At 63.4% G+C, this 9990-nt stretch carries 9 protein-coding genes; 3 read left to right on the top strand and 6 right to left on the bottom strand.

Going from position 1 to position 9990, the window contains the following annotated elements; all coding sequences use genetic code 11:
* Positions 1–91: 91 nt before the first annotated feature.
* The 6 genes from RMO25_RS11270 to RMO25_RS11295 all read right to left on the bottom strand — a co-directional run bounded on the left by RMO25_RS11270 (position 92) and on the right by RMO25_RS11295 (position 8767).
* Positions 92–1009, bottom strand: coding sequence for a PhzF family phenazine biosynthesis protein (locus RMO25_RS11270; protein WP_309662697.1), 918 nt, complete (start codon positions 1007–1009; stop codon positions 92–94).
* Between the two features lie 5 nt (positions 1010–1014).
* Positions 1015–2307, bottom strand: coding sequence for a dihydrolipoamide acetyltransferase family protein (locus RMO25_RS11275; protein ID WP_309662698.1), 1293 nt, complete (start codon positions 2305–2307; stop codon positions 1015–1017).
* Entirely contained in the window at positions 2307–3311 is a 1005-nt protein-coding gene (locus RMO25_RS11280) for an alpha-ketoacid dehydrogenase subunit beta (protein WP_309662699.1), read from the bottom strand. The genes RMO25_RS11275 and RMO25_RS11280 overlap by 1 nt, the downstream gene beginning before the upstream one ends.
* 13 nt (positions 3312–3324) lie before the next feature.
* Complete coding sequence (locus tag RMO25_RS11285) at positions 3325–4599, bottom strand: 3-methyl-2-oxobutanoate dehydrogenase (2-methylpropanoyl-transferring) subunit alpha (RefSeq protein WP_309662700.1); 1275 nt, start codon at positions 4597–4599, stop codon at positions 3325–3327.
* A gap of 188 nt (positions 4600–4787) precedes the next feature.
* Positions 4788–5357, bottom strand: coding sequence for a hypothetical protein (locus RMO25_RS11290; RefSeq protein ID WP_309662701.1), 570 nt, complete (start codon positions 5355–5357; stop codon positions 4788–4790).
* A gap of 89 nt (positions 5358–5446) precedes the next feature.
* On the bottom strand, positions 5447–8767 hold the full coding sequence (locus RMO25_RS11295; RefSeq protein WP_309662702.1) for an amidohydrolase family protein: 3321 nt from the start codon (positions 8765–8767) through the stop codon (positions 5447–5449).
* Positions 8768–8899: 132 nt separating this feature from the next.
* Here RMO25_RS11295 and RMO25_RS11300 point away from each other — a divergent pair, with 132 nt between their 5' ends.
* The 3 genes from RMO25_RS11300 to RMO25_RS11310 all read left to right on the top strand — a co-directional run.
* Positions 8900–9178, top strand: coding sequence for a DUF3297 family protein (locus RMO25_RS11300; RefSeq protein WP_309662703.1), 279 nt, complete (start codon positions 8900–8902; stop codon positions 9176–9178).
* Between the two features lie 424 nt (positions 9179–9602).
* Positions 9603–9737: a hypothetical protein gene (locus RMO25_RS11305; protein WP_309662704.1), complete on the top strand. Its 135-nt coding sequence runs from the start codon at positions 9603–9605 to the stop codon at positions 9735–9737.
* Positions 9730–9990: PspA/IM30 family protein (locus tag RMO25_RS11310; RefSeq protein ID WP_309662705.1), on the top strand; the 261-nt coding region annotated here is incomplete at its 3' end. The genes RMO25_RS11305 and RMO25_RS11310, both read left to right, overlap by 8 nt.

Below are 9990 nucleotides of genomic sequence, written 5' to 3' on the forward strand. Positions count from 1 at the left end.
TTTGCTAAGTGGAAACGAGCCGCAGCGGATTCTCGATCGGGGCTCCAGGCCGCGCCTCGTCGCAACTGTTTTTTCGACGTAAGAAAGACAGCTATAGGCTGAGCTGTCCGCGCATCATTTCGACGCAGGTGCCGCCAATAAGAACCGCGCCCGGCTTGCCGCGTCGCTTTTCAACCGTCACCTCAATGCGGCTCGGCCGGCCCATTTCAACGCCCTGGTCGATGGTGAACGAAAGTTCGCCGTCGCTGTCGGGGGCGAGGCTGGCGAGATAGGCGCCGAGCGCTCCCGCTGCGCTGCCGGTCGCGGGGTCTTCGGGAATGTTGCTCAGCGGCGCGAACATGCGCGCGCGCAGCTTGAACGGATTGCCGTCGAGGCGGACGTAAAGGAATAATGGGAAGTGGTCGTCTGCACTATGATAACGCTGGTCGGCCTCGACAAAGGCGCTGCCGTCGGGGCGGGCTAGCGCGAGGTCCGCCAGCGATCCGAGCTCAGCCACCGCGAACGGCAGGCCGACCGAGACGAAAACCGGGTCATGGTGGGCGCTGACAATCGCATCGGGGGCCAGCGACGCACACGCGGCGACGATCGCCAGGTCGACCGCCTCGCCGATCTCGAGTGGACGGGGTGCGGTGATGCTGGCGGAAATGCGCTCACCCTCGCGGCGGATTTGGCAGTCAACGACCCCCGCCTTTTCCGAAAAGCGGAAATGGTCGCCGACCGGCTGGCCGAACAGGTCGTCCAGGCGCGCAACGTGGAACGCCGTGCCGACATGGGGGTGGCCGGCGAACGGCAGCTCTTCGACCGGCGTGAAGATGCGCACCGTCGCCAGGTAATCGCTCCCGTCGGGCGGGGGCAGCACGAAGGTCGTTTCCGAATAATTGAACTCGGCCGCGATGCGCTGCATCGTCGCGCCGTCGAGGCCGCGAGCGTCGGGGATAATCGCCAGCGGATTGCCGCCGAATGCCTGGTCGGTGAACACGTCGAGCGTGACGTAATCGAGGGTCGGCATGGGCGTCAGCTCAGCAGGCGCAGCGGGTTTTCGATCAGGACCTTCAGCGCCTGCATGAAATTGGCCGCATCCCAGCCGTCGACGACGCGATGATCGCAGCTGAGCGACAGGTTCATCCGTTTGCGGATCTCGATCTCGCCGTCGACGACCACCACTTTTTCCTCGACCTTGTTGACGGCGACAATGGCGACTTCGGGCCGGTTGATCACCGGGGTCGAGGCGATGCCACCCATCGGCCCCAGGCTCGACAAAGTGATCGACGAGCCCGACAGTTCTTCGCGCGCCGCCTTGCCCGATCGCGCCGCTTCGGCGAGGCGCAATATTTCGGATGCCAGCTGCCACACGCTCTTCGATTGCGCATCGCGGATCACCGGCACCATCAGCCCGTTTGGCGTCTGCGTCGCCATGCCGAGGTTAAGCGCGCCGTGACGAGTGATGACATTGGCGTCGTCATCATAGGTCGCGTTGAGCATTGGCCAGTCGGGCAATGCCTTGGCCATGGCGGTGATCAGGAACGGTAGCACCGTCAGCTTGGGATTGTCGCCGCGGTCGCGGTTCATCATCGCCCGCGTGTCCTCTAGGTCGGTGACGTCGAATTCTTCGACCAGCGTGAAGTGCGGAATGCGGCGTTTCGCTTCCTGCATATTCTCGGCGATCTTGCGCCTGAGGCCGACTACCTTAATCGTCTCGTCCGCGCGAACCGCCGCGCCGCGCCCCGAGACGCTGCCGCCGTTGTAAAGAAGGTAAGCGTCGAGGTCCGAATGGCGGACGCGGTCGCCAGCGGTTTTCACTTCGCCGAGGTCGATACCAAGATCGCGCGCCCGCTGCCGCACGGCCGGCGAGGCGAGGGCATGGCCTTTGGCGGCTCGCTTTTCGACTTCGGCCTTTGGTTTCGGCTCGGCACGAACAGGCTCTTGCGGTTTCTCAACTCCGGAGACCGGGAGTTTCTGGCCCATGCTTGGCACGGCCTCGACCAGCTCCTGGCGTTCCTCGACCAGGCCATCGGTGAACGGAACTTTGTCCATGCGCGCTGGCGGCGGCGCATCTGCCGCGTCGCTGTCGGTTTCGATCACCGCCAGCACCGAGCCGATCGCCAGCATGTCACCGACCTCGCCAGCCAGTTCGACAACCTTGCCGGCGACCGGGGTTTCCATCTCGACCGTCGCCTTGTCGGTCATCATGTCGGCGAGCTGCTGGTCTTCCTCGACCCGGTCGCCAATCTTGACGTGCCAGGCGACGATCTCGGCCTCGGCAATGCCTTCGCCGATGTCGGGCAGCTTGAATTCGTAGCGGGCCATCAGTCTGCCATCACCTTTTCCAGCGCGCGTTTCATCCGTTTCGGGCCGGGGAAATAGGCCCATTCGTAGCTATGTGGATAGGGAGTGTCCCAGCCGGTGACGCGCTCGACCGGGCTTTCGAGATGGTAGAAACAGCGTTCCTGGACCAACGCGGCGAGCTCGGCGCCAAAGCCCGAGGTGCGCGGGGCTTCCTGGGCGACGAGGCAGCGGCCGGTCTTGGCGACCGAAGCTTCGATCGTTTCGATATCGAGCGGGACCAGCGTGCGCAGGTCAATCACCTCGGCATCCACGCCCTGATCTTCGACCGCGGCCAAAGCGACATGGACCATGGTGCCGTAAGCAAGAATGGTCAGCGCTTCGCCCTTGCGGACCACCGCCGCCTTGCCCAGCGGGACCGTATAGTGGCCTTCGGGCACTTCGCTCGCGGGGTGCTTGGCCCACGGCGTCACGGGGCGGTCATGGTGGCCATCGAATGGGCCGTTGTAGATCCGCTTGGGCTCGAAGAACATCACCGGGTCGGGGTCCTCGATCGCCGCGATCAGCAGGCCCTTGGCGTCGTACGGTGTCGACGGGATTACGACCTTGAGACCGGCGATGTGGGTGAACAGGCTCTCAGGGCTTTGGCTGTGGGTCTGACCGCCGAAAATGCCGCCGCCATAGGGCGAGCGGATGACCATCGGCATCGGCCATTCGCCGGCGGTGCGATAGCGCATCTTGGCGACTTCGCTGACGATCTGGTCGTAGCCCGGGTAAATGTAATCGGCGAACTGGATTTCGATTACCGGCTTCAGCCCATAAGCGGCCATGCCAACCGCGGCGGCGACGATGCCGCCTTCGGAAATTGGCGCATCAAACACACGGTTGCTGCCGAACTCGCGCTGCAGGCCTTCGGTGGCACGGAACACGCCGCCGAAAAAGCCGATGTCTTCACCGAACACGACGATGTCGGGGTCGCGGGTCATCATCACTTTCTGGGCGCTGTTGATCGCCTGGATCATGTTCATATTGGCCACAGCGCTATTCCGCCTTGCTTTCGGCGATGGCGGCGTCGCGCTGTTCGGCGATGTGCCACGGCATGTCGGCGTAGACGTCTTCGAACATGCTGCCGATATTGTCCTTGCCCTGCTGGGGCAGAATGCCGAGCTTTTCTGCTTCCTTCTGGGCGGCGCGGACGGTCGCATCCAGCTCGACCGCCATCGCCACATGGCGCTCTTCGTCCCACTCGCCAAGCGCGATGAGGTGCGCTTTCAGCCGGTCGATCGGATCGCCCAGCGGCCACGCCTTGGCTTCGTTGACCGGGCGATATCCGGACGGATCGTCGGACGTCGAATGGCCCTCGGCGCGGTAGGTGTAGAATTCGATCAGCGTCGGCCCGTTATTGGACCGGGCGCGGTTGCCCGCCCAGCGTACCGCGGCGTAGACCGCGAGCGCGTCATTGCCGTCGACCCGCAAGCCGGCAATGCCGTAGCCCATTGCCCGCTGGGCGAAGGTGGCGCGCTCAGCGCCGGCAATGCCGGAGAAGCTCGAAATCGCCCACTGATTGTTGACCACCGCCAGCACCACTGGCGCATTATAGACGGTGGCGAAGGTCAAAGCGGAATGGAAGTCGCCCTCGGCCGTGGCGCCATCGCCGATCCAGCCCATGGCGATGCGGCTGTCGCCTTTGATCGCCGACGCCATCGCCCAGCCGACCGCCTGCGGAAATTGGGTGCCGAGATTGCCCGAGATCGAGAAGAAACCGTGCGCCTTGTCCGAATACATGATCGGCAGCTGGCGGCCCTGCAGCTTGTCGCCTTTGTTCGAGTAAATCTGGCACATCATGTCGGTGAGCGGGTAGCCGCGCGCCACCAGCAGGCCTTGCTGGCGGTAGCTGGGGAAGTGCATGTCCTCGCGGTCGAGAGCGGTAGCGGCGGCCACGGCGATCGCCTCTTCGCCGGTGCATTTCATGTAGAAGCTGGTCTTGCCCTGCCGTTGGGCGCGGTACATCCGGTCGTCGAATACCCGCACCGTGACCATGTCGCGCAGCATCTTGCGCAGCGTGTCGGAATCGAGCTTCGGGTCCCACGGACCGACCGCGCGATGCTGGTCGTCGAGCACGCGCACCAAATGGGTGGTCAGCGCAAAGGTATCGGCCGGCGCCGCCGCGACATCCGGCCGCGCGGCGTCGCCGGCAGCGGGAATCTTGAGCGACGAGAAATCCGGCGTGTCCCCCGGGCGGAATGGTGGCTCGGGCACGTGCAGCGCCAGCTGTGGCCGGTTGGTTTTCAGTTTCGAGGGGTCTTTGTCGCTCATGGCTGGACCGAGCGCTTAATCCGGACTCGCCGATGCGGCAACAGCCCGTGGCAAGGAGCCTTTACATCGACAATAACGCAAGCAAAGCGAATGTCCGCTCTCGACCCATTCCTGCCACTAGCCGTTCACCCATCGCGGTCAATCGAATGGGCGGTGATTCTGAACTCGACGCCGAACATCAGTGGCTCTCAGGCCTGGCTCTTGGGCGGAAGTAGCCAAATCGCCGCGACGGGGATTGGCAAAGCGTAAAGCAACACTCGAATGACTGTAGATTCCAGAAAGGAGAGAAACGAGTAGGGAGGGGTGATGGTCGTCAAGTTAAAAATCCATCCCACAAGCGACAGCGCGAACCAGCCGACTATGGCTAACAGACCGATGCCTTTGAACGTCAATCGACCCCTCCTGATGAGCCATGTGGTCAATGGGACGACCACGAAGGAGATGGCCGGTAACAAAAAGACTAGCTCGACTATCGCTTGTCCAACCACCCTTCGCGGGAGGTACACCGCTCGCTCAGCCTCGGTGTAATAGCCTTGTTGGACCAAAGAGGTAAAATCCGCATAGCACTCGATGTAAGTGAGAAGTGCCAAGCCAAGCATAGAAACGGCAAAGCCAGCCAACAGCGGAATATAAGCCTTCAACGGCCCGCTTCTGGCTCCCCATTCCATCTTCGCGACGCGAGACCAGAGCAACAATGCGCCCGGCAAGCAGAGCGCCGCGATGGGCAGGATCAAAACGAATACAATCTCGGTTCCCATACTTTCCCCGCATGCTGCCATGCGAAACTGGCCCATTCCGGTTCTTAGTCAATATCCGCTTTCCACCCAAAGCAGACCCTGGCGACGCCTCAATCCTCCTGCGGAACGCCGATTGTCGTGCCTTGCGAATAAGCGCCACCGGCTGATCGCTGGAACCAGAAGGGCCGGGTCTTGTGGGTGCCGCCAGCGACGGCGTCGAGATTGCCGTCGAGCAGCATCCCGTCGATCATCGTAAAATGGACGCTGGTCGTATTGTGGATGTCGTCGAGCGGGTTCTTGTCGAGGATAACAAGGTCGGCGAGCTTGCCCGGCTCGATCGAGCCAAGGTCGCGATCGAGACCATGCGCGCGCGCCGGGTTGATCGTCGCCGTGCGCAGCGCTTCCATATTGCTCATCCCACCAAGCGCGAAACCCCACATCTCCCAATGGGCACCCAAGCCCTCGCGCTGGCCGTGGGCGCCGATCGACACTGGAATGCCGAGATCGCTGATCTGCTTGGCCTGGCGGGAGACGTTGACGATGTTGTCCTCGTCGTCGGGGGTGATGGTCGGGCGGCGCGCCCGGGCGTCGAGCAGGCCCTGCGGCGTCCATTTGGCCTCGATCGGCTCGGCCCACGCCGGGAAATGCTGGTACCAGTGATTTTCACCGAACGGCCCGCCGTAGGCGACGACCAAGGTCGGCGTCCACGCTGTCTTCGAGCCGCCCCAGAATTGCCGCACATCGTCATAGATATTGGGTACTGGCAGCGAGTGCTCGATGGTCGTGTGCCCGTCGGCGATTTCGGTCATGTTGTGCATGAACAGCGATCCGCCTTCCGGCACCACCTCGAGGCCGAGCTGGCGGGCCGCTTCGATAACCATTTGACGCTGCTCGCGACGCGGCTGGTTGTAGCTTTTGACCGACCAGGCACCCGCCACTTGCAGCCGCCGCAAATTGGCCAGCGCGTCGTCGACCGAACCGATCTCGACCATGAACGGGGTCTCGGCGCCGTACAGGATGGTGCCGGTCGAGAAGATCCGTGGCCCAAGAATCTTGCCGGCTTTCTGGAGCTCGGACGATGCAAATACCTCGTGGGTGTCGGCGGACGGATCGTGAACCGTCGTCACGCCGTAAGCGAGCGAGTTGTAATAGATCCAATCCTGGTCGGGGACGATCTGGTCGGACGCGTGCGGCCCGTGCCAATGGGCATCGAAGAAGCCCGGCAAGATGGTCTTTCCGGCCATGTCGATGACCTTCGCGCCGGCCGGCACGGCGATGCTTGCCACTGGGCCAACCGCGGCGATGCGATCGCCGGTGACGAGGATTGTGCCACTGTCGATCACCTGGTCGCCGTTCATCGTGACAATGCGCGCGTGGGTCAGCGCGATCGTGCCGGTGGGATGCGGCGAAGCGGCGACAAAGCCGAGATGCGAGAGTGGCGCGGCCGGGCCTGTCTTGGCGCCGTCGAAGCCGGCGAGGTCGACGCGGCGTCCGTAGAGGTCGGGGCCTTGCGTCCAATACAGCGTGCTGCCGTCGCCCGACCAATGCAGATAGTCGCCGGCGTCACTGCTGATCTTGGTCTGCGGCAGGGCCTTGCCGTCGGCGGCAATGTCGATCGACCGGCCGCTGCGCACGAACGGCATGACATAGGCCTGGTAGCGCTCGGTCCAGCCGACAAATTTTTCGTTCGGCGACAGCGCGAATTCCGCCGCGTTGGTGCCCTTTAGATGCGTGATCGGGTCGGCGCCGGTGACGCTCACCGATTTGAAAATCTGGTTGTCGCCGTCCGTGTCGGCGAAGAAGACGCGCTCGCTGTCTTTGCCGAATTGCGGGAAGGTGCCGGTCTTGGATACGCGTTTCGCCTTGGCTCCCTTGGCGAGCGACAATATATAGACGCCCGGATCGCGGCCCCACATCGGCGTCGTCAGGAAACCGTCCGACCCCTTGCGATACGTAATCATCCGTCCGTCGGGGGAGAAAGCGGGCTCTCGGTAATAGCCGGGTTCGGGCGTGACGACGCGTCCCGCGCCGCCAGTCGCACCCATGACCTTAATCTGGCCGCCGCGGTCGTCGTCCCAGGCGACATAAGCGATCTGGCGCCCGTCGCGCGACCACACCGGATAGGCTTCGCGTTCGTCCGACCGGGTCAGGCGCCGTGGCGCCGCGCCGCCGGCGATGTCCTTGATCCACAGATTGCCCAGCGCTTCATAAACGACGCGGCGGCCGTCGGGGCTGGCATGGGCGAAGCGGACCATCTTCACGTCAAAGCTGTCCTGGCCGATGCGCTTGTCGACGTGCAGTGCGTCCTCGATGAAGCGCGAGCCGGTGACGTGGAAGGGGATCTCGCTGACCGCCCGGCTGGCGAGGTCGATGCGGTGCAGATGGCCGCCGGCCCAGTAGACGAGCGACTTGCCATCCGGGGTCCAGCTGATACCCGGATAGACGTTATGGACCGCCCAGGTTTCCTGCAGGTCGCGTTCGAGACCGTCGGTCAGCGAGTCGATGCGGCCCGACGCGACATCAAGCAGCATCAGGTTGGACTTGCCGCGGATCCGCCGAACGAACGCCAGGCTCTTGCCATCCGGAGAGGGTGTCGGGCGAACCGCACCGCCCGGTCCGCTGACATAAGTGTCGATATCGCCCGTCTCGCGGTCGAGGCGTTGGATGACGTAGATCTGACCGTTGGGGTCTTTGCTATATTGGAACGTCTCGCCGGGCGTCGCGTCGTCGGAGAAGTAGAGGTAGCGCCCGTCTGGCGAGAATGCCGGCTCGTTGGTATCCTTTTGCTTGGTGCGGGCCTTGGTCATCTGGACGCCGCCGCCGACCCCGCTACGATGGTAAAGCCACATCTCGCCAGCCCCCAGTGACCGGGCCGAAGTGAAATGCTTGCGCGCCACGATGTAGTTGCCGTCGGGCGACCAGTCTGGCCCGTTGAGCAAGCGGAAGGTCTCCTTGGTGATGGCGCGTGGATTGGATCCGTCACGGTTCATCACCCAGATGTTGTCGCCGCCGCCCCGGTCCGAGGTGAAAGCGATTTCGCTGCCGCTCGGGGAATAGCGTGGTTGCATGTCCCACGCGTTGCCGGTCGACAGCGGGCGCGCGTCGCCACCCGTGATCGGCACCACGTAAATGTCGCCGAGAAGGTCGAACGCAATCTCGCGGCCGTCGGGAGACACGTCGAGGTTCAACCAGGTGCCCTGGGTGACGTTGATCGACACGTCGCGCCCGGGCCCGTGGCGCGCGTTGACGTCCCACTTCTGGTCTTTCTTACCGCCCGTCGGCGCCGACGAAATCCCGTCCGGCTTGGCCTGGGTCATTGGCTCGGCTGCCCCGGGCTGCGGTACGGGTGGAGCGACCGGCGGCGTCGGCTGGGCAAAAGCGCCGGCGGCAAGCATAGCGGTGGCGGCGAACAAAAAGGCGTGGCGGCGCATGTGAAGACCTTCCCCGAGACTCACCGCACTCTTGGCTTTGACCCTCTGACTTGGCAACGACCCGCGCGCCGCCGTTCGTCGAAAAACCCGGCAGTAGTTGACCGGCGCTGGGTCCGCATTTAGCGCGCGGGCATGGCCGATACTTTACCCGATCACTTGTCGCTCGACCCGAGCAGCCCGTTTTACGACGAGGATCTGTTGCGCCGGGGCGTCGGCATCCGCTTCAACGGTCAGGAAAAGACCAACGTCGAGGAATATTCCGTCTCGGAAGGCTGGATCCGGGTCATGGCGGGGCGCAGCCGCGATCGCCGCGGCAACCCCATGACGATCAAGCTAAAGGGCGTTGTCGAACCCTATTTCCAAAAACCGGCTCAATCCGTCGACGATGCAGGGCCTGCGTCCGAAGGATAGGTCGGCGCCCGGCGAGCGCGCTTCTTGTATAGCTTTTTCGCTCCCCAGCCGATTACCGCCACCACCGCCAGGGCCGGCACGCTACGGCGCGCTAATGCCGCGGCTGTATACCCGAGAATGGCTCCCTTGGTCCCGGAATCGCGACCGGCGACGCGCTTGCCGATCAAGGCACCAGCGATTTTGCCCAACATGGTTGTTCCCTTCTGAAGATCTGTCTGTGACGCTCAAATACCAAGCGCGCTTTGGGTTCCCGCCGCCGCGATCACATGCAGTTGGTACGTTTCGCCAAGTTTTGGTTGGCGAAACCTCCCAACGTGCGACTCAAATGAGGTTTTTTCGCAGTTTTGCGCAATTGGCACGAACCTTGATTAGTAAGCTGCATCGGACCGCGAATTGAAAGCGGACGAAAAAAGGGAGTTTGAAAATGTCTGGTCAGTCGCAACTTTCGCGGACCTTGATTGCCGCCTTCGGTGCCTTGCTCATGAGCACAGTCGCTGTCGCTGCCGCCGTCGGTCCGGCGCAAGCCATCGCCAGCCCGGTCAGCACCTATTATGCTTGACCTCGACGTCATCGAGGCCCGGGTGCCGAACCGCACCCCGCGGATGCCCGAGCGTCCCGCCGAGCCGCCCATCGTCCGCTTCGCTCCGTTCGCGGCGCTGTTCGGCTCGCCAATCTTTTCCCGGACGCGGGACATTTTCGCGGCGAACATGACCGAGTTATTGGACCGTTCGGAGGATCCGTCGCGGATGATCCGGATGATCATCCTCGAGATGGAGGAGACGTTGGTCGACGTGCGGGCGTCGGCGGCGCGG

This window comes from Sphingomonas sp., from assembly GCF_031361285.1.
In the GTDB taxonomy this organism is placed as follows: domain Bacteria; phylum Pseudomonadota; class Alphaproteobacteria; order Sphingomonadales; family Sphingomonadaceae; genus Sphingomicrobium.

What these genes read in the sequence shown, in the direction of transcription:
- RMO25_RS11270 (WP_309662697.1), bottom strand. Translation starts at nt 1,009, where the DNA reads ATGCCGACCCTCGATTACGTCACGCTCGACGTGTTCACCGACCAGGCA.
- RMO25_RS11275 (WP_309662698.1), bottom strand. Translation starts at nt 2,307, where the DNA reads ATGGCCCGCTACGAATTCAAGCTGCCCGACATCGGCGAAGGCATTGCC.
- RMO25_RS11280 (WP_309662699.1), bottom strand. Translation starts at nt 3,311, where the DNA reads ATGAACATGATCCAGGCGATCAACAGCGCCCAGAAAGTGATGATGACC.
- RMO25_RS11285 (WP_309662700.1), bottom strand. Translation starts at nt 4,599, where the DNA reads ATGAGCGACAAAGACCCCTCGAAACTGAAAACCAACCGGCCACAGCTG.
- RMO25_RS11290 (WP_309662701.1), bottom strand. Translation starts at nt 5,357, where the DNA reads ATGGGAACCGAGATTGTATTCGTTTTGATCCTGCCCATCGCGGCGCTC.
- RMO25_RS11295 (WP_309662702.1), bottom strand. Translation starts at nt 8,767, where the DNA reads ATGCGCCGCCACGCCTTTTTGTTCGCCGCCACCGCTATGCTTGCCGCC.
- RMO25_RS11300 (WP_309662703.1), top strand. Translation starts at nt 8,900, where the DNA reads ATGGCCGATACTTTACCCGATCACTTGTCGCTCGACCCGAGCAGCCCG.
- RMO25_RS11305 (WP_309662704.1), top strand. Translation starts at nt 9,603, where the DNA reads ATGTCTGGTCAGTCGCAACTTTCGCGGACCTTGATTGCCGCCTTCGGT.